Annotated in this window: 16 protein-coding genes; 7 read left to right on the plus strand and 9 right to left on the minus strand. The window is 54.1% G+C overall.

Features of this window, described 5'->3' with window-relative positions; genetic code table 11:
• The first annotated feature begins 13 nt into the window (after positions 1-13).
• The 6 genes from HN413_06305 (at position 14) to HN413_06330 (ending at position 7,728) form a co-directional block, all read left to right on the plus strand.
• The gene (locus HN413_06305) at positions 14-841 is read left to right on the plus strand and encodes a carbon-nitrogen family hydrolase (protein MBT3390005.1); all 828 of its coding nucleotides are present in this window, start codon (positions 14-16) and stop codon (positions 839-841) included.
• Entirely contained in the window at positions 838-1,872 is a 1,035-nt protein-coding gene (locus HN413_06310; GenBank protein ID MBT3390006.1) for an RNA 3'-terminal phosphate cyclase, read from the plus strand. The genes HN413_06305 and HN413_06310 overlap by 4 nt, the downstream gene beginning before the upstream one ends.
• A 302-nt stretch (positions 1,873-2,174) precedes the next feature.
• Positions 2,175-4,277: a CoA-binding protein gene (locus tag HN413_06315; GenBank protein ID MBT3390007.1), complete on the plus strand. Its 2,103-nt coding sequence runs from the start codon at positions 2,175-2,177 to the stop codon at positions 4,275-4,277.
• 10 nt (positions 4,278-4,287) lie between these two features.
• The gene (locus HN413_06320) at positions 4,288-5,355 is read left to right on the plus strand and encodes a phosphotransacetylase family protein (protein ID MBT3390008.1); all 1,068 of its coding nucleotides are present in this window, start codon (positions 4,288-4,290) and stop codon (positions 5,353-5,355) included.
• A gap of 184 nt (positions 5,356-5,539) precedes the next feature.
• Positions 5,540-6,046 carry a hypothetical protein gene (locus HN413_06325; protein MBT3390009.1) on the plus strand — a complete coding sequence of 169 codons (507 nt, stop codon included), beginning with the start codon at positions 5,540-5,542 and terminating at the stop codon, positions 6,044-6,046.
• A complete protein-coding gene (locus HN413_06330; GenBank protein ID MBT3390010.1) occupies positions 6,043-7,728 on the plus strand; it encodes an AarF/ABC1/UbiB kinase family protein in 1,686 nt (561 codons plus the stop codon). Before HN413_06325 ends, HN413_06330 begins: the two co-directional genes overlap by 4 nt.
• A gap of 109 nt (positions 7,729-7,837) precedes the next feature.
• On the opposite strand, the gene HN413_06335 is transcribed toward HN413_06330, so the two are convergent.
• The 7 genes from HN413_06335 to HN413_06365 all read right to left on the minus strand — a co-directional run bounded on the left by HN413_06335 (position 7,838) and on the right by HN413_06365 (position 14,153).
• The gene (locus tag HN413_06335) at positions 7,838-8,044 is read right to left on the minus strand and encodes a hypothetical protein (GenBank protein MBT3390011.1); all 207 of its coding nucleotides are present in this window, start codon (positions 8,042-8,044) and stop codon (positions 7,838-7,840) included.
• 130 nt (positions 8,045-8,174) lie between these two features.
• Entirely contained in the window at positions 8,175-9,500 is a 1,326-nt protein-coding gene (locus HN413_06340) for an HlyD family efflux transporter periplasmic adaptor subunit (protein MBT3390012.1), read from the minus strand.
• A 59-nt stretch (positions 9,501-9,559) separates the two neighbouring features.
• Positions 9,560-10,525 carry an ABC transporter ATP-binding protein gene (locus HN413_06345; GenBank protein MBT3390013.1) on the minus strand — a complete coding sequence of 322 codons (966 nt, stop codon included), beginning with the start codon at positions 10,523-10,525 and terminating at the stop codon, positions 9,560-9,562.
• A gap of 22 nt (positions 10,526-10,547) precedes the next feature.
• Positions 10,548-11,672 carry an ABC transporter permease gene (locus tag HN413_06350; protein MBT3390014.1) on the minus strand — a complete coding sequence of 375 codons (1,125 nt, stop codon included), beginning with the start codon at positions 11,670-11,672 and terminating at the stop codon, positions 10,548-10,550.
• An 87-nt stretch (positions 11,673-11,759) separates the two neighbouring features.
• Positions 11,760-12,893 carry an ABC transporter permease gene (locus tag HN413_06355; protein ID MBT3390015.1) on the minus strand — a complete coding sequence of 378 codons (1,134 nt, stop codon included), beginning with the start codon at positions 12,891-12,893 and terminating at the stop codon, positions 11,760-11,762.
• 9 nt (positions 12,894-12,902) lie between these two features.
• The gene (locus HN413_06360) at positions 12,903-13,832 is read right to left on the minus strand and encodes an ABC transporter ATP-binding protein (GenBank protein MBT3390016.1); all 930 of its coding nucleotides are present in this window, start codon (positions 13,830-13,832) and stop codon (positions 12,903-12,905) included.
• 48 nt (positions 13,833-13,880) lie between these two features.
• Complete coding sequence (locus tag HN413_06365) at positions 13,881-14,153, minus strand: hypothetical protein (protein MBT3390017.1); 273 nt, start codon at positions 14,151-14,153, stop codon at positions 13,881-13,883.
• 304 nt (positions 14,154-14,457) lie between these two features.
• Here HN413_06365 and HN413_06370 point away from each other — a divergent pair, with 304 nt between their 5' ends.
• The gene (locus tag HN413_06370) at positions 14,458-14,874 is read left to right on the plus strand and encodes a hypothetical protein (protein MBT3390018.1); all 417 of its coding nucleotides are present in this window, start codon (positions 14,458-14,460) and stop codon (positions 14,872-14,874) included.
• Positions 14,875-14,891: 17 nt separating this feature from the next.
• Here HN413_06370 and HN413_06375 read toward each other — a convergent pair whose 3' ends face one another.
• Together HN413_06375 and HN413_06380 are read right to left on the minus strand one after the other, a co-directional pair.
• A complete protein-coding gene (locus tag HN413_06375) occupies positions 14,892-16,535 on the minus strand; it encodes a hydantoinase B/oxoprolinase family protein (GenBank protein MBT3390019.1) in 1,644 nt (547 codons plus the stop codon).
• A gap of 9 nt (positions 16,536-16,544) precedes the next feature.
• A partial coding sequence (locus HN413_06380) for a CBS domain-containing protein (GenBank protein MBT3390020.1) occupies positions 16,545-18,607 on the minus strand: 2,063 nt, incomplete at its 5' end.

Consider the following 18,607-nt stretch of genomic DNA (forward strand, 5'->3'; position numbering starts at 1 on the left):
CAAGGAGGGTATTATGGAACTTCAAATTTCACTTGTTCAACTAGCTTTTGAATTTGGTGATGTTGAAGAAAATTTTGACCGCGCTTCCGCGCAAATCGCCGAAGCTGCCGCGAGCGGTAGCCAATTGGTGTTATTACCCGAGTTGTGGAATAGCGGTTTTGATCTGGAAAATCGCTATAAATATGCTACTAAGCTGAATGAAGGGAGTTTTGCTCGCCTGAGCGCACTGGCACGTGGGCATAATATGGCGATTGGTTGTTCTTTTCTTGAAAAAGACAGTGAATGTAATTGCAATCCTGATGAAGATGATTGCGGCGTGTTTAACACCTTCGTTCTTTTTGGACCCAATGGAACGCTTTGGGCTGATTATCGAAAAACCCATCTTTTTCGATTGTTAAAGGAAGATCAATATCTTTGCGCTGGCGACTATTTGGGATATTTTCAAATTCCTGAATGGGGTACAGCTATTGGCTTGAGCATTTGTTATGATTTGCGTTTTCCGGAGTTGTTCCGTGTCTCTGCCGCGCGTGGCGCAAAACTTATGCTCGTGGTTGCTGAGTGGCCGGAGAAGCGGATAGAGCATTGGCGTAGCCTGTTGCGGGCGCGCGCAATTGAAAACCAATTTTTCGTTGCCGCGGTCAATAAGGTTGGGGAAAGTCAAACAGTGAAGTTAGGTGGTCATAGTGCTGTCATCAGCCCTACTGGTGGAATACTGGTTGAGGGTGGCGATAGTGGCGCGCTTTTGACAGCGAAAATTAATCTGGAAGAAGTAGATGACGCTCGTAGGGAAATACCTGTGCTTGAAGATCGGCGCGAGGATTTATATTGCCAGTGGGAATGATACAAATTGATGGCTCCTACGGTGAGGGCGGCGGGCAGATTCTGCGCAGCGCGTTAACACTTTCGCTATTAACCGGCACCCCCTTACACATTGAAAATATCCGTGCCGGACGCTCAAAGCCGGGATTGCGTCCGCAACATCTGGCCGCGGTGCGGGCTGCCGCGGCGATCAGCGCGGCACAAGTTGAAGAGGCTAAAATCGGCTCGATGGAGTTGGATTTTCATCCTGGCCCCATCAACGCCGGGAAATATCACTTTGATATTGGTACCGCAGGGGCGACATCATTAGTATTGCAAGCGATATTCTTGCCCTTGAGTTTTGCACCTAACCGCTCTGTGGTCACGATCACCGGGGGGACGCACGTACCCTGGAGTCCTTGTTTTCACTATCTCGATGAACATTGGCTGCCCTTTATGCAGCGGATGGGGTTTGAAGCCACCCTGACATTGGAGCGGCCGGGCTTCAATCCGCAAGGCGGCGGGGTGCTGCGTGCGCAGATTGAACCGGTTGCTGAAATCAGCCCATTATCCATCATGCAGCGCGGTAAATTGAAACAAATTCGCGGTCTGTCGGCAGTGGTAGGGTTGCCGCGTGAAATTGCCAAACGCCAGCGTCTGCGCGTGGTGGCGTGTTTAGGGAGTAAATTCCCGTTGAATGATATTCGCATCGCTGAGATCAAAGCTCCCACCAAAGGCACGTTTATTGCGCTGGTGGCTGAATTTGAATATGGGCAGGCCTGTTGTTGTGCCCTGGGCGCACCGGGTAAGCGCGCCGAAGCCATTGCCGATGAAGTTGCCGATGCGATTGAAACCTTTATGCAAACTGATGGCGCTGTAGATCGCTATCTTGTCGATCAGCTTTTGTTGCCGATGGCGCTGGCGCGGGGTAAATCCATGCTGCGCACGGAGCGCATCACGCAGCATTTGCAGACCAATGCCTGGGTGATCGAGCAATTTTCCGCGGCGCGCATTGTAATTCAGGGAAAATTAGGGGAAGCAGGCCTGGTTAAAGTGTATCCGCCAGGGGTTTAGGATTCAGCTTTTTGATGTATATCACCTTCGAGCGAGTCCGCCGTGCCCGTTGGGGTACAGATGTCAGGCTGTATTCGTGAAATAATTCATAATCCATATCCCTTGTAATCCACTATAATCGTTGTTTGGCCTTTTTGTTATTTGGAATTATTTTGACAATATCACCTTGCCGACAAGAAGCCCGAAATTAGGGGGTGGAAATGGCGCGCAGCGCCCCTTCCACCCCCTAATTTCGGAAACTTTTAGCGAATTTGACATTGTCAAATTATTCGTTGGATTGCAAGTTTGGAGGTACTGTTGTAATGCTGAAACTTTTTTTTGAACCGTCGTCTGTGGCGGTGATCGGCGCCTCGCGTGACACTGAGAAGCTGGGGTATGCGGTTTTGCATAATCTGGTGGAGGGTGGCTACGCCGAGAAAGGCGCCGTGTATCCAATAAATCCGAAGGCCGATGAAATTTTGGGCCTTCAGGCATACCCCTCGGTGATGGATGTGCCCGGCCCAATTGATTTGGCCGTGATCGTGATTCCATATCCCTATGTGCCGGATGCGTTGCGGGTGTGCGGCGAGAAGGGCATCCCGGCCGCGATTGTGATTAGCGCCGGTTTCCGCGAAGCCGGTATGGAAGGCCTGGAGCGCGAGCGTGAATTGATTGCGATTGCGACCGAATTTGGCATCCGATTGATTGGGCCGAACTGTCTGGGCGTGATTGATACAAACACACCGCTGAATGCATCCTTTTCAGCGGGAACGCCACCCAGCGGCCCGATGGCTTTTATGTCGCAGTCGGGCGCATTGGGGACGGCGATTCTCGATTGGGCGCAGGCCGGACGGCTGGGATTGGCGAAATTTGTCAGCCTGGGGAATAAGGCCGATGTCAGCGAAATTGATTTACTGGAAGCTTGGGCCGATGACCCTGCCACGAAGGTAATATTGATCTACAGCGAAGGGCTGCCCAACGGCGAAGAATTTATCCGTGTGGCGCGTGAAGTGACGCTAAAGAAGCCCGTCGTGGCGATTAAATCGGGTGTTACACAATCGGGTTCGCGTGCCGTCTCTTCGCATACTGGCTCGCTCGCCGGTTCCGAGCAGGCTTATCAGGCTGCCTTTCGCCAGGCTGGGGTGATCCGGGCCGAATCGATGGAAGAACTCTTCGATATTGCGCTGGCGTTAGGCTATCAACCTGCATTACTGGGCGACCGTATTGCAATTGTCACCAATGCTGGCGGCCCTGGTATTTTGGCAACCGATGCTCTTGAGCACGCGGGCATGTCTCTGGCGCGCTTCGAGTTGAACACCAAACTGGCGCTGGAAGAATTCTTGCCTGGCGCGGCCAGCGCTGCTAATCCCGTGGACGTTTTGGGTGATGCGCGTGCCGACCGCTATGCCTTTGCTCTTGAAAAAGTGGCGGCTGACCCCAATGTGGATGGCCTGCTGGTCGTATTAACTCCCCAGGCGATGACCGAAATTGCCGAAACCGCCAAAGCGATTGGCGAGTTGGCGCAACGCTTGGACAAGCCTGTGCTGACCTGTTTTATGGGTGAAGCTAAAATCGCCGCCGGAATTGACATCCTCGCCACATACGGCGTTCCCAATTATCCATTTCCGGAGCGGGCAGCGAGCGCCTTTAAGGCTATGTCGCGCTACCGCCAGATCAAAACTCGCCCGGCTTCAGAATATGCCCATTTCGATGTCGATCGCCCGGCCACACATCAGCTCTTTGAGCGCGTGCGTAGTGAAAAACGCCTGTCGATTGGCGATGCTGAAGCGCGCGATATTCTGTTGGCCTACGGGCTGAAAGCCCCCGATTCCCGGCTGGCAGCCACCCCGGCTGAAGCCATTGAACTGGCGGCTGAAATCGGCTTCCCGGTGGTGCTCAAAATTGCCTCCCCCGACATTCTCCACAAAACCGATGTTGGCGGTGTAAAAGTTGGCTTGCGCAACGCCGAAGAAGTGCGCGATGCCTTCGAGTTGATGACTTATCGTGCCGAACGCTATTTGCCTGAAGCGCGCCTGTGGGGCTGTCAGGTGCAAGAGATGGCCCCCCCCGGCGGCGTTGAAGTGCTGGTGGGTATGAACCGAGATCCGCAGTTCGGACCGCTGGTTACGTTTGGTCTGGGCGGAATCTACGTGGAAATCCTCAAAGACGTCACTTTCCGGGTTGCGCCTTTCACCGTGCGGGATGCCGAAAATATGCTCGGCGAAATCCGTGCCCACGCTTTGCTCGATGGTGTGCGCGGCCAGCCGCCGGTGGATAAAGAAGCCATCAAAGACGCCTTGTTGCGAATCGGTCAACTTGTGACTGATTTTCCTGAAATTATCGAGCTCGATATTAACCCCCTCATTGTTTACCCCAAAGGGCAGGGGGCTATCGCCATTGATATGCGTTTGGTGTTGAAAAAGTAAGAGGAGAAACATGAAAACATTATATATAACATCTGTTGAACGTTATTCTGGCAAAACTGCCATGTGCCTGGCGTTGGGTAAGCGATTACTGCAAGATGGTTATCAGGTTGGATATTTAAAACCGCTGAGTTTGCAACCCTGGCGAGTGGGTAATGAAATTACCGATGAAGATGCAGCCTTCGTTAAACAAGCTCTGGGGTTGGCCGTTGCCCCCGCAGATTTGTCGCCTGTGGTGGTGACATCCAAATTGCTGCGCGATTATGTTTCCGATGCAACCCCAGAAGACCTGATGCCCAAAGTTCGTGCCGCGGCCGTCAAGGCTGGCGAAGGACAGGATGTCCTGTTACTCGAAGGTGGGGGCAGTCTGCGAGAGGGCTATGTGATGGGTTTGCCTACTCCACAAGTGGCCGCCGAATTAGGCAGTCAGGTTCTGGTGCTGGTCAAATACCGCGACGATGTGCGCCTGATGGATGACGCACTCACGGCGCGCTTCCGCCTGGGCGATTCGCTCAGCGGTATTATCATTAACCGTGTTCCTCAGGCTGCTGCCGAATTCGTTGAAGAAATTGCCCGACCCTACTTTGAGAAGCATAATATCCCCGTTTTGGGCGTACTCCCCGAAGTCAGCGCGCTGGCCTCATTGACGGTATCCGAATTGCTCGAAGTACTCGATGCGCAAGTGCTCACTGAAACCCAAAGCACCGATGCGGTCATCGAACATCTAACCGTGGGCGCCATGACCGCCGAAGCCGCGCTGAGCCGCTTCCGCAAGCAGCGCAACAAGGCCGTCATCACTGGCGGCGACCGTACCGATATTCAACTGGCCGCCCTGGAAACATCCACAACCTGTTTGGTGCTGACCGGCAACCTGCGCCCCAGTCCATTAATCATCAAACAAGCCGATCAAATGGGCGTGCCCGTGCTACTCGTCCCGGGCAATACCATGGAAACAGTTGAAGCGATTGACAAAATCTTTGGCAAAACCCGTCTGGGCCAAACCGCCAAGTTGGAGCAGTTCCAGGCTTTGTTGAATTCGCATGTAGATTTGAAACGAATCTATGCAGGCTTGGGCTTGTAATTCGGTCACAAGTTGGCAAGTTGAAGGTTAAAAAAATCGGCCTCGCTGGCTGTGAGTTTTGGCTGGCGGGGCCTTTTTGTTGCATTGAGCCAGAGAGATTTCAGTGAAAGCCGATGAATATGCTGTGAACTCTGTGGTAATGTGCAGTACAATTACCGCTAACCACTAACTGTTGGAGGCTCCTATGTCTGATAGATTTAAAATCGTGCTGGCATTATTTTTTTTCATTGCCGCGCTCACCTTTCCCCTGGTTGGCCTGGCCTATGGCTGGTGGCGCTGGGATGCCCAGGCCGGTTTCCTGTTGCTGATCGGGATCTTCGCCGCGTTTTTCGCAATTGGCATCTTGTCGCTGTGGACGGTGCGCGATCTCTCCTGGTTGACAACCAGTTTGCCGTTTCTGTTTGGCAGCTTGTACACCATTATTCCGGATATGCCCCTGCAGGTGGATGACGCCGCAGCCACGGCGGCTGGCGCGCTATTCTCTTATGCGCTGGCTTTGCGCAAGAATGCCGAGACGCCCAAATGGATTCTCATTCCGCTATTGCTCGCCGCCCTGTATACGCTGTTCGGCGGGCCAATCCCTGGCCCGATGGATGAAATCGGCGTGGATATGATCGCCCTGCTAATTTCATGGTTTGGCGCGCGGGCGGGTGAGCGCCGAGCCGCAGATGGAGAAGGAAAGATTTTATGATACGCTCACGCTATCGTCGAATTACACTTTATTTTGCCCGCGTCATCACCAGTATTTTCTGGTGGGATATTCTTCTCTTTAACCTGGGTTTCAAGCGCTGGGCGCGTCGCACGCGTCACGAACGTTTGCGCCGCAGCGCTGTCTCGTATCGTAAATTAGCCATCGAAATGGGCGGCGTGTTGATTAAAGCGGGTCAATTTCTTTCGGCGCGCGTGGATGTGTTGCCCGAAGTGGTTACTAACGAGTTGGCCGGGCTGCAAGATGAAGTCCCGCCGGAAGATTTCGACGAGATCCGCCGCTTGGCTGAAGCCGAGTTGGGCGGCCCGTTGAGTCAGTATTTTGAATTCTTTGAAACGGAGCCGATGGCGGCGGCTTCTTTGGGGCAAGTCCACCGTGCCTTTTTGAAGACCAACCCGGAGCCGGAGGTTGATTCAGCCAACCCTGCGGGTGAACCAACCTTCGAGGGCAGAGTTGTCGTCAAGATTCAACGCCCTCGCATCGAACAAATCATCCAAACCGATATCGCCGCTTTGCGTACTGTGGGGCGCTGGATTCGGCGCTATAAACCGATCCGCCGTCGCGCGAATGTGCCCGCCTTGCTGGGGGAGTTTGAGCGCATTCTCTACGAGGAGATTGATTATCTCGCCGAAGGGCGCAATGCCGAGACGTTTGGGGTCAATTTTGCCAATCGGCCGGATGTGTGTGTCCCGCGGGTTTTCTGGCCACAAACTACGCGCCGCGTGCTGACGCTGGAGGATGTCTTCGCGATTAAGATCACCGATTATGATGCAATTACTGCTGCGGGGGTGGCGCGTGGCGAAGTGGCGCGGCGGCTTTTTGATGTGTATATGGAGCAGATTTTTAAGCACGAAATTTTTCATGCTGATCCGCACCCGGGGAATTTATTTGTTTGCCCTGCCGAAGATGGAAATTGGCAACTGACTTTTGTGGATTTTGGCATGGTGGGGCGTGTGCCACTCAATATGCGCGCCGGATTGCGTGAGGGCGTGATCGGCGCCGGTACGCAGGATACGGCGCGGCTGCTCAAGGCCTATCAACTCTTGGGCGTGCTGCTACCTCAGGCCGATACGAGCTTGATCGAAAAAGCCGATCAGGTTCTATTTGAGCGCTTTGGGGGTAAAAATATGGGCGAGTTGGCACAGATTGATCATGCCGAAATCCGCGAGCTTGCGGATGAGTTTCGGGAACTTATATACGATATGCCCTTCCAGTTGCCCGAAGATTTGATTCTGCTGGGGCGCTGCGTGGCGATACTTTCGGGGATGTGTACCGGCCTGGAACCGGATTTCAATGTATGGGACGCGATTGCCCCGGTGACCAAAGAGTTGATTGCTGAAGAGACGATCGGCGGCTGGGAGTTTTGGCGTGATGAGGCCGTGGATTTGCTAAAAACCGGGTTGGTGCTGCCAAAACGCCTGGAGCGCACGCTGGCGCTGATCGAGAAGGGCCAGATGCAGGTGCGCGTGCCAGAATTGAGTGACCATTTTCGGCGGCTGGAAGCAGGATTGGCGCGCCTGATGGCCGCGCTGGTCTTCTCGGTGCTACTTATGGGGGGGATTCAGATGTATTTAGCGGGGGAAGTGATGCTGGGGAGAGGATTGCTGGCCGGCGCGCTGATGGCGCTTTTGTGGGCGGTTTTGCGCCGGTCGCGGCGGCGATAGAGAAAATACCTCCGAGATTTTATTAAACATTGCTGTAAATCGAGTTGGTTTGCAAAGCAATCCGGCGTACAGTGCGAGTTTTGGTAAAAATCTCAGAGGTCTGTGGTAATTAACCTTCGATATGTTCAATGGCGGCGTCAATCATGCCGCGGGCGGCCATCAGCATTTCACGGCGGGCCGTTTGGCGGTGCTCCAAAAATTCGGGGGGCAGCAGCGCCCTGACGCTTTTGCGCATTTCTTTACGCGCTTTTTTGAGATGCTTGCGGGTATCTTCGGATAAATATTCCTTGCAGTGGGGTAATTTTTTCTCAGCCACGGGGTCTCCTTAAGCGCTATGAGATTTCAAAAAACCTCAGAAGCTATCTATTTCGAGTGCTGACTTCATTATTGCACGGGAGTCGGGTAGCGTCAAGTGCGGCCACCTGTCTTCCGTCGTCCATCTGCTGTCACTCCCCAAAAACAACATCCGTGGGCATCCCTGGCTTAAGCTTGCCGTCAGGGTCATCCACCTGCAACTCCACGGCGTATACAGTAGTTTGACGCTCTTCCTGAGTCTGGACGTTGCGCGGGGTGTATTCGGCGCGGTTAGCGATGCGTGTGACTACAGCTTCGAAGGTTTTCAACGGGAAGGAATCGACCTTGAGTTTGGCTGTGTCACCGAGGCTGATCTGCCCGTATTGATTTTCGGGAATATAAACCGTCACGGTTAGGCGCTCAATCTGGCTGATTGTCATGGCGGCCAGTCCGGGCTGGATCGCCTCGCCGGTTTCCAGGTTGCGCACAGTGACAACGCCGCCAATTGGCGTGTTGACGATAAGTTTGTCCACCTGAGCCTGGATCGCATCCAGGCTGGCTGCGGCAGCATCCACTTGCGCCTGGGCCACGGCTAATTGCTCTGGGGTGGGAAATTCTTCGCCAGCCAGCGCCACCTGCGCCTCTGCCAGCGCCACCTGTGCTTCGGCGAGGGCAACGTCATCGGGGTCGGGGCCGTTGAGCAGGGTATCGTAATCTTTTTGCGCTTGAGCCAGCAGTGCCTGCGCCATACTTAAATCGGCTTCGGCTCTGGCAATATCGATCTCGTCGCCCGTGCCAGTAAGACTGTTGTACAGGCGCACCGTGGCGTCGTAATCTTTCTGCGCCTGCGCCATCACGCTCAGGTAGGCTGCGCGCGCCAAATTATCTTCGGGCTTGTCAGCGTAATCTTCGAAATCGTCTGTAGCGTCATCGAGTTTGTCTTTTGCCAAAATCATATTGGCGAAAGCCTGGTCAATATCGGGTTGACCTGCGGAACGCGAGAGACTGTTGACGCGCCGCTCGGCATCCTGGATGGCTTTCGTAGCCTCGGCGATTGCCTGTTCAGCCTGTGCCAAAGCGATAGCGTTGTTGTCGTAGAGTTCATCCAACGCCTGACGAGCAGTGAGCAATTCTAGTTGCGCGGCAGCAAGTGCAGCCTGTTTTTGCGCCGCGGTCTGCCCGGCGGCAACTAAATTGTAACTTGCCTGGGCGACGGCCAAGGCCGTTTCAGCCTGCTTGAATTGCGATTCTAGTAGTTCGTCTTCCAGCCGAAAAAGCGCATCGCCGGGTACAACGCTCTGGCCTTTGGCGACAAAAACCTCAGCCACGCGCCCGCCTGCCTCAGCCGAGATGACTACTTCCACGGCTTCAATTGACCCCGATGCCTGAATACCGCTCTCTTCTGTAGCTTGAAGCGTGCAGGCCGAGAGTGCAAATACGCAAATGAGCAAGAATATTGAAAAATAATGTTTTTTCATGGGTTTACTCCATTCTCGCCACAGTTGTTTTTTCTGTGTTCTCTGTGGCTTGTATCGGATTAACGCATACAGGCGATGAAGACATCTTCCAGTGATGGTTCGATTATTTCCATTTGTTCGATATGGATGCTCGCCTGACGTAGCTCGGTGGTGATTCGGCTTTGAAGGTGTTCCACGCCCGGAGCGACGACATGCACCAGCGCGCCGTATAGTTCAACTTCATCGAGGGGTAGTTGGCCTGAATTGCGGGCATCGCGCAAGACTTTAACAGCAGTTACAGCATTTGATGGGGCGATTTCGAGTACCTGCCCATTCATCTTCTGGTGTTTGATGTCTTTAGGAGAGCCATAGGCAATCATCTCACCGCGTTGGATAAAAGCCAGCCGGTGACAGTGTTCGGCCTCATCCATATAGTGTGTGGTGACAAAAACCGTAACGCCCCTCTGGGCTTCCTCATTCGTTGGGGTTGTGACAAGCTTGTAGAGTAAATCCCAGAAAGCGCGCCGCGAGATCGGGTCTACCCCGGCGGTGGGTTCGTCTAAAAAAAGTACTTCCGGGCGATGCAAAATCGCCGCACTGAGCGCCAACCGCTGCCGCCAGCCGCCAGAAAGGTCTTTGGTTTTGGCGTGTTCACGGCCTTCCAGCCCGGCCATCGCCAGGGCTTCCTGGATTCGCTCCGGGAGCAGATTCTCGTTCAGGCCGTAGGCAGCACCATAAAATTTCAGGTTTTGAATCACCGTCAGATCATTGTACAAACTAAACCGCTGGGACATATATCCCACCCTCGGCCGGATGCGGGCTGCCTCACCGTGGGCATCCAGCCCCAAGACAGAAATTGATCCCGCGCTGGGTTGCAGTAATCCCAGCATCATGCGGATTGTTGTCGTTTTGCCGGAACCGTTGGGGCCCAAGAAGCCGAATATTTCTCCGCGATAAACATCGAAATCAATTCCGTTGACGGCAGTGAAATCGCCAAAATATTTGGTCAGCCCGCGGGCAGTAACGGCAGGGATTTTGTTGTTCATAATTGCAACTTTGCGTTGAGTTTTAGTCCAATGCCCGGCGGACGTAACGCAGGGAGAAGCCGCCGATGATTGTGCCAAGAATTGCGAGCGCCAGTACATGCGGCCAGAGTACATCCAGCCCCGAACCTTTGAGCAAAATGCCGCGTAAAATCTCCAGCCAATGATGCGCCGGGACGAGATTGGCGAAAAGTTGGGCTGCTTTCGGCATACCCTCCACCGGGGCGGCATAACCGGTAAACATGAAGTCGGTCATTCCAAGCAGCATCACCAGCAAAAAGGCCTGATGCTGGGTGTGTGACATCACCGAGACGATCATGCCCTTACTGAGTTCAACCATCAAATAGCCGAAAGCCAGAATCAGCAGCAGGGGTAGCGAGCCTCGAATGGGGACATCAAAAGCGAAATGTACCATCGTGAGCATGAGCACAAAATCGAAAAATCCGACAAGGATAACGGGAATTGCCTTGCCGATGATGATCTCCAGCGAGGAGAAAGGCATTACCAATAGCTGCTCCAATGTGCCGAGTTCGCGCTCGCGCGAGAACGAAAGCGCCGCAAAGAGCAGCACGGTGAATTCGAGCATCAAGCCGAGTTCGGCAGGAGTGGTGTAGAGGGCTTCGCTGAGGGCTTCGTTGAACCACACCCGCAAACTGAAATCAAACCCGGCGAAGGTGCCAGGGTCCAACCCCAGGCGCTCGATGGTAATTTGTTCGCCAAGCTGACGCGTGACTCCCTCAATGGCGCGCAGCGCTTCACGAGCGGGGATGCTCTCGGCGCCGTTGAGAATCACTGCCAGACTGGGCTGTCCGTTGTTGCTGGCAACTTCGTCCGCATAGTCTGGCGGAATGATGATCGCAGCCGTGATATTGCCGCGGTCGAGGGCGTATTCAATGGCATCCATGCCCTCCACTTGATCTTCCAGGACGAAGGTGCCGGTATTCTCCAGCGCGATAACAATTAGTCGGCTGGCGGGGCTTTTGTCCTGATCCCACACCATCAGCGGCAAATTGCTCATCGGACGCGAAGTAGCCCACCCCACGAGCAGTAATTCCAGCGCGCCGCCGAAGAGCATGAAGGCCGGCATCCACCAATCATTGCGCAGGTGTATAAATTCTTTGACTATTAGCGAATAGATGCGTCTGATCATGATGTGTGTTGAAAGTTAAAGGTTAAAGGTTGAAGGTTGAAGGTGTTGCACTAATTTTCAACTTTTAACCTTCAACCGTTCAATCGTTTAACCGAGTTTTTTCTTAAAGAAGAGCGCCGCCACACCCGTAAAGGCGAAACCCAACCCAACCAGCATCACAGCATACGGCCAGAGTATTTTAAGACCTACGCCGGGAAGGAAAATTCCGCGCGTAATGACGGCATAATGGGTGCCGGGCAGTCCGAGAGCCTCCATGCGCATCATCTCGGGCATTGATGCGATGGGGAAGAAAATCCCGGTCAGGAAGAAGCCGGGGAAGAAGATCACCAAAAACGAGAGTGCCAGCGCCGCGGCCTGGGTGGGCATAAACACGCCCACGATAATGCCCATGCTTAAAATGGCAAACAGGAAAAGCGCCGAGAGTACAAAAAAAAGCGCGAAACTACCATTGAAAGGAATCTTGAACCAAAGCACTGCCAGAATTGGAATCACGATCACATTCACCAGCCCGACGACGATATAGGGCAGCATTTTGCCGACAAGCAATTCCGAGCGCTTGATCGGCGTCGCCATCAATTGCTCCAGGGTGCCATGCTCGCGCTCGTGGGCCAGCGTCAACGCTACCGAGAGCGCGGGCATCCCCAGGACCATTGAGATCAACCCGGGGATCAGATCGTTGCGCGGCTTCAGGCTGGGGTTGAACCAGGTGCGGATGCGTAAATCAATCGGTTGCAAAGATTCAATCGAAAACCCCAGTGCCTGAATCTGATCGGCGATGGCAGTGTTGATAAATTCCTCGGCGCGCCAGGCAATATGATCGACGGCAAACGCACCGCTCTCTGGCTCAGTGCCATCGATGATAATTTGCAGCGGCAGACCGCGCAGCGAGAGCAAATCGCTGGCAAATGCGGGGGAAAGTATCAACGCGGCCTTAATATCGCCGTGCATCAGTAAGCCCTCAATTTCATCGAGGGTATTAACCTGGGCATATAACTGCAAATCTTCTCCGGCGGTGATTTGCTGCACAAAACTGCGCGAAAGGGAAGAACGATCCAAATCCAGCACCGCAATGGGCACATTCTGAATATCCACCGTTAGGGCGTAGGCCATCAGCAGCAACAGCACCGTTGGTGTAATTAGCACCAAAATCAACGTGCTGCGATCGCGCAGGATATGGTGAAATTCTTTCCGGGTGACGGCCCAAATTTGTCGCAGGTTCATGGTTTATGTCTATCGGTGTTCCATCTGGCGGATCAATGAAATAAAGGCTTCTTCCATGCGGATGGGGGCGATGCGGGCGGTTTTATAAGCGAGCTGTTGATTGGCGAAGGCCTCCTGAATCTCGATTAATCGTTGAGGGCCGTCATCGACGAGCAGGTGCAGCGCCTCGCCGTAGGTTTGGGCCTCGATGACTCCCTCGAGGGTGAGTGCCAGACGATGGGCCTGGTGCCAGTCTTCGGGGAATATCTCGATTAAATCGCTCTGCAATTGCCCACGGATATTGGCTGGAGTATCACAGATCACAAGCTGCCCCTCATACATGAGTCCCACCCGCGAGCAACGGTCGGCTTCATCCATATAGGGGGTGCTGACAATAATCGTCGTCCTGTTGAGATGTAACTCAGTGAGAATGTTCCAGAACTCGCGCCGCGAGACAGGGTCCACCCCGGTGGTGGGTTCATCCAGTAGCAAGATGGGTGGCTCATGGATCAGCGTGCAGGCCAGCGCCAGCTTTTTCTGCATCCCCCCAGAGAGATGCGCGGCGCGGCGGTCCTTGAACTCCGTCAGCCCGGCGAAAGCCAGCAAGCGCTCGGCGCGTTCTTTTTGCGCCGCGGGGCTGACATCGTAAATCTCGGCGAAAAATAGCAGGTTTTCAAGCACGCTCAATTTGCCATACAAGCTGAAGGCCTGCGCCATATATCCGATGCGTTGCTTAATCGCTTCGGGCTGCGCGGCCAGATCAAACCCGGCGATTGTGCCTGACCCCTCACTGACGTATAATAGCCCCGCCAGCAAGCGCAGGGTGGTGGTTTTACCCGCGCCATCTGGCCCAACCAGGCCAAAAAGCTCGCCGGGCTGGATGGATAAATCCAGACTGTCTACGGCGCGGTTTTCCTTGAATTTGCGCGTCAGGGTATGGGTTTTGATAATGGGGAGCATGGGAATCAGGTGATTCGGGATTGAGTGATTGACTGACTTATACTTGCGCTATTGTTTCTTCGCCACGCGGATCAGCCACAAAACTGCCAGCGCACCCAATGCTGGTTCGGTAGCCAAGCCAATGTTGCGCATCATTGGGCTGAAACCCATCGCCGGGATCACATACCAATCCATCAGGCCGATGGCAATCGCGGCGATAACCGCAACGACAAAATCGCCCTGCACCCCAAAGGGACGGTTGTCTTTCCAGATCAGGCCTGCTACCCAACCCACAGTTAGACCCACAACGATCATCGCAAGAACAAGATAAAAAATAGTCATTTGTGCCTCCGCGAGTAAATTATGTGAAAAATAACCGACTGGATAGTCAGTTATTATCTTAGCGGAAATTCAACCTTTGTCAAGTAGGTAAGAAAAATTGGCGGTAAAATATGGTCTTGCAAGCTGAATATAACTGCTGTCATTCTGAACGGAGCCTTTCATCAAACTCAGGGCAAACTCCTTGGAGTGAAGAATCCCCAAAGCCTGATGGGAAAAAGACGCTGCACAGGTAACCGATTTAGCCGTTCTGCTGGGATTCCTCGCTTTGCTCGGAATGACAGACAAAAAATGTAAAGGAGCTATTTTGTCACGAGTTATTAACCCAAATTTACCCGGAACCGAGCGCAACCGCCTCAAGCGCGGCCTGGCGCTGGCGTTGCGTGAAATGATGAAAGAACCCGAACCGAACAGCCGCACCCGCGATCTGGCGGCCTTCATGGTGTTGTCGCTTGAAGCCATTGATGCCACCGTGGAAACCACTGTCGTTGCCTGGGAGAAGCGCGATTACTGGGTCAAGGCCGACCGCTTTCGTCTGGATTGGGCCTGGGCAACAAAACTGGGCAGGGAAATGCGCCCGGCGGTTCTGGCAGAAGATTGGAGCCAAATTGTACCCCTGGCAATTCAAGTAGGGCAGAAACTGGGGGATGTCAAAGTTTCGGAGCGGCACCGTATGGGGACTCCCTGGGTGGGGTCCTGGAAGCAGTTGAAGTTGACGTCATAGAAAAAAGACCGGAGCGATCACTCCGGTCTTTTTTCTTCTTGGAAACCGTATCCACCGCCGCCGGGAGTGCGGATGCTGAGAATATCATTGGGATTCAGATCAATGCTGCCTTTGCCAGGGAGGGGGATTTCTTGTCCATCGCGGATCAGGATGTTCTCACCGCGACCTCCGGGTTGGCCGCCGTTTAGCCCGTAGGGATGCTGCACCCGACGTTCGGTCAGCAGGGTCACTTGCACTTCCGTGAGAACCTGCACATCCCGACGGATGCCATCACCGCCGCGGAACTGGCCTGTGCCCCCCGAACCGAGCCGCACCTCGTAGCGCAGCACGCGCAGCGGATAGGCATATTCCATCGCCTCGGCTGGGGTGTTGAGGGTGTTGGTCATATGCGAATGCACCGCCGATGGCCCATCCCGATCGGGCGATGCACCCATACCACCTCCGATGGTTTCGTAGTAGGCGAAGTTTTGCCTCTCCCCCGATTTCGAGGGGGATTGAGGGGGGGCACTTCCCCCAATCGTGACATTATTCATCGTGCCTTGCGATGCGGCGGGAACTTTGTGCGGCGCAGCTTGTGCCAGCGCGCCCAATAGCACATCTACGATGCGCTGGGAGGTTTCGACATTGCCGCCTGCTACCGGAGATGGATGCAGGGCGTTGACCACGCTGCCCTCAGGGGCAATCAGTTCGATGGGGGCCAGACAACCGGCGTTGTTGGGTACATCCAGGCCGATCAGGCAGCGGAAGACATAATACACCGCCGAGAGTGTGATGGCATATACGGCATTGATGCTGCCTTTCTGTTGCGGCGCGGAGCCGGTGAAATCAACTTGCGCCTGGTCTCTTTGTATTCGTATAGCCACAGTGATGGGTACTGATTCCGTGCTGATGCCGTCGTTGTCGAGTACATCTTGAAAGGAATATTCTCCATCAGGAAGTTCTTCAATCAGCCGCCGGGTCATGCGCTCGGTGTAGGCTAATAGGGCATCCATGTAGAACTGGACTTCTGTGAGGCCGTGTTCGTTGACCAATTCGCTCAGGCGCGTTGCGCCGCGCTGATTGGCGCCGATCTGCGCTTGCAGGTCGCCAGCGCGTTCCTCGGGAGTGCGCACATTAGCCAGGATCAAATCCCAGATGGCGGAATCCACTTCACCGGCACGCACCAGCCTGACCGGTGGAATGATCAACCCTTCCTGATAGATTTCGCGCGCAATTGGCATGGACCCCGGCGTCATACCTCCCACATCAGCATGATGGGCGCGCGAGGCGACGAAGCCAAACAGCTCACCCTCGCACCGCGTTCTTCTCCCATTGGGAGAGGGGTTGGGGTGAGGGATAAATACTGGCGTTACCAGCGTAATATCGGGCAGATGCGTCCCGCCGCGGAAGGGATCGTTGAGGGCGATCACATCGCCGGGCTGCATGTTGGGGAAATTGCGGATGGCGGCTGCTACTGAGAGCGGCATCGAGCCGAGATGCACGGGGATGTGGGCCGCCTGGGCAATCATACGTCCTTGAGCATCGAAAAACGCGCAGGAGTAGTCTCGCCGCTCCTTGATATTGGGTGAGAAACTGGCCTTGCGCAGAACAGCGCCCATCTCTTCGGCGATGGCACTGAAACGGTGCTTGAAGACCTCCAGGCGGATGGGGTCGTAGTTCATGCGTTGGGTTTAGTTTTCCGTGGTTTCATCTTCAGGCTCGCGCGTGAGAATGGCGCGTACTTCGCCAATACATTTGTTACCAGCGAATACGGTGAGTTTGTCGTTGGCTTGTAGCCGGGTATTGCCATGCGCAACACGGAAAGTGTTGGCTCTGCGAATTGAGACAATCAAACATTCATCGGGTAATTGAATCGCAATGAGAGTTGTTCCAATTACAGCCGCGCTGGCGGGGATGTCTATGTGGAAAAAGCCTGCTTCATCCAATTTGCGCAAGCGCAGGGTTTCAATGCGATGCTGGTGATGGGCGCGTTTAAGGATGGCATGATTATAGGCTCGGATCACATCCCGACGGCGGATCGCCCCGACCAGTTTTTTGCTGTCTTCGCTTTCAACTACTGGGAGCCGCCCAACATCTCTGCGCGCCAGACGGCGCAGCGCTTCGCCCATGTCTTCGTGAGGATAGGCGATAAGCAGGCCAGTAGTGGTGGCGATATCTGCGACGGTTTTATCTTCGATCGATTTGGATAGAATGACACGTTTCAGGTCTTGCAAGCTGACAACACCGACTAAATCCCCGGTGGAGTTGACCACAGGAAAACCATGATGATGGGTTTGGGCAAATGCTTCAGCTAATTCATTCAGGGGCATATCAATCGGCACGGTATCCACATCGGTGGTCATAATCTCGGCAACGGTTACAGATTGCATCAGGTCGATATCTTTGCCGTGTTCGAGATGCACCCCACGGCGGGTTAGCTTAAGTGTGTAAATCGATTCGCGGCTGATAATCCGAGAGACAAAGGTACTCACTACAGTTGCCAGCATCAGAGGCAAGATGATGTGATAGTCGCCGGTGAGTTCAAAAAGGATGATGATGGCTGTGATGGGGGCATGCGCCGCGCCGGTGAAGAAGGCCGACATGCCGACCAACGCGTAGGCTCCGACGGGGGCAGTGACACTTGGGAATAAATAATTGACGACATGACCAAATGCAGCGCCCATCATAGCGCCCATAAACAAAGATGGGGCAAATACTCCTCCAGAGCCGCCAGAGCCCAGCGTGGTGATGGTGGCAAGCAATTTGATGAGTAATAATGCCAACGTTACTTGAAGGGTTAAATTACCAAAAAGCGCTTCTGTGATGCTGTCGTAGCCAACCCCGAAAACGCGGGGAAAACCATCAATTTTGTAGGTTAAAATCCCGATAACGCCGAGAGCGATACCCCCCAGGATAGGTTTCAGATATTCGGGGAAATGAAATTTATCCCATATATCTTCCGAGAGATACAGCAAGCGTGCAAATCCAAAAGAAAGCACCGCCGCGATTGCACCCAAAATGATATAAAAAATAAGTTCTACAGGATGTACCAACGCATATTCTGGTATGGCAAAGGCGCGCAGATTGGGTTCAAAAAAATGTGCAACCACATCGGCTGTAACCGCCGAAATGACGACCGCGCCGAAATAGGTAGCGTGAAATTGACCCAGGATAACTTCCAGCGCGAAAATGGCGCCAGCGATTGGAGCATTAAACGTAGCTGCGATTCCTCCCGCTGCACCGCAAGCTACCAGGCTGCGCACGCGCTCATCCGAGAGTTTTAGCCACTGGCCAATGGTTGAGCCTAAGGCGGAGCCAATTTGCACAATCGGTCCCTCGCGCCCCACCGAGCCGCCTGTGCCAATGCAAACCGCCGATGCCAATGATTTGACGATAGCGACGCGCGGGCGAATGCGCCCCCCTTTGAGCGCAACGGCTTCCATCACTTCGGGAACGCCGTGTCCTTTGGCTTCGCGGGCAAAGAAATACACCAGTGGGCCTACGATGGCACCGCCCAACGCCGGGATAATCAGCAGGTGAAATGGTTTGATCCCATCAAGCAGCGAACCGAGCTGTTGATACGATAATGTCTGCACGCCGTTGATCAACAAGCGAAAAACGACAGCCCCCAGACCGGCGCCAATGCCGACGATCAGCGCTGTGAACATAATCGTCCCCGATTCAGAGAAATGTTGACGGTCTAGCAGTTTGTCGGAGAGCGATCCGAGATAGCGAAATCGGTGATAGACTTTTG

The organism is Chloroflexota bacterium (genome assembly GCA_018648225.1).
Classification (GTDB): domain Bacteria; phylum Chloroflexota; class Anaerolineae; order Anaerolineales; family UBA11858; genus NIOZ-UU35.

What these genes read in the sequence shown, in the direction of transcription:
- HN413_06360 (MBT3390016.1), bottom strand. Translation starts at nt 13,832, where the DNA reads ATGCTCCCCATTATCAAAACCCATACCCTGACGCGCAAATTCAAGGAA.
- HN413_06310 (MBT3390006.1), top strand. Translation starts at nt 838, where the DNA reads ATGATACAAATTGATGGCTCCTACGGTGAGGGCGGCGGGCAGATTCTG.
- HN413_06365 (MBT3390017.1), bottom strand. Translation starts at nt 14,153, where the DNA reads ATGACTATTTTTTATCTTGTTCTTGCGATGATCGTTGTGGGTCTAACT.
- HN413_06350 (MBT3390014.1), bottom strand. Translation starts at nt 11,672, where the DNA reads ATGATCAGACGCATCTATTCGCTAATAGTCAAAGAATTTATACACCTG.
- HN413_06305 (MBT3390005.1), top strand. Translation starts at nt 14, where the DNA reads ATGGAACTTCAAATTTCACTTGTTCAACTAGCTTTTGAATTTGGTGAT.
- HN413_06375 (MBT3390019.1), bottom strand. Translation starts at nt 16,535, where the DNA reads ATGAACTACGACCCCATCCGCCTGGAGGTCTTCAAGCACCGTTTCAGT.
- HN413_06315 (MBT3390007.1), top strand. Translation starts at nt 2,175, where the DNA reads ATGCTGAAACTTTTTTTTGAACCGTCGTCTGTGGCGGTGATCGGCGCC.
- HN413_06345 (MBT3390013.1), bottom strand. Translation starts at nt 10,525, where the DNA reads ATGAACAACAAAATCCCTGCCGTTACTGCCCGCGGGCTGACCAAATAT.
- HN413_06320 (MBT3390008.1), top strand. Translation starts at nt 4,288, where the DNA reads ATGAAAACATTATATATAACATCTGTTGAACGTTATTCTGGCAAAACT.
- HN413_06340 (MBT3390012.1), bottom strand. Translation starts at nt 9,500, where the DNA reads ATGAAAAAACATTATTTTTCAATATTCTTGCTCATTTGCGTATTTGCA.
- HN413_06330 (MBT3390010.1), top strand. Translation starts at nt 6,043, where the DNA reads ATGATACGCTCACGCTATCGTCGAATTACACTTTATTTTGCCCGCGTC.
- HN413_06355 (MBT3390015.1), bottom strand. Translation starts at nt 12,893, where the DNA reads ATGAACCTGCGACAAATTTGGGCCGTCACCCGGAAAGAATTTCACCAT.
- HN413_06325 (MBT3390009.1), top strand. Translation starts at nt 5,540, where the DNA reads ATGTCTGATAGATTTAAAATCGTGCTGGCATTATTTTTTTTCATTGCC.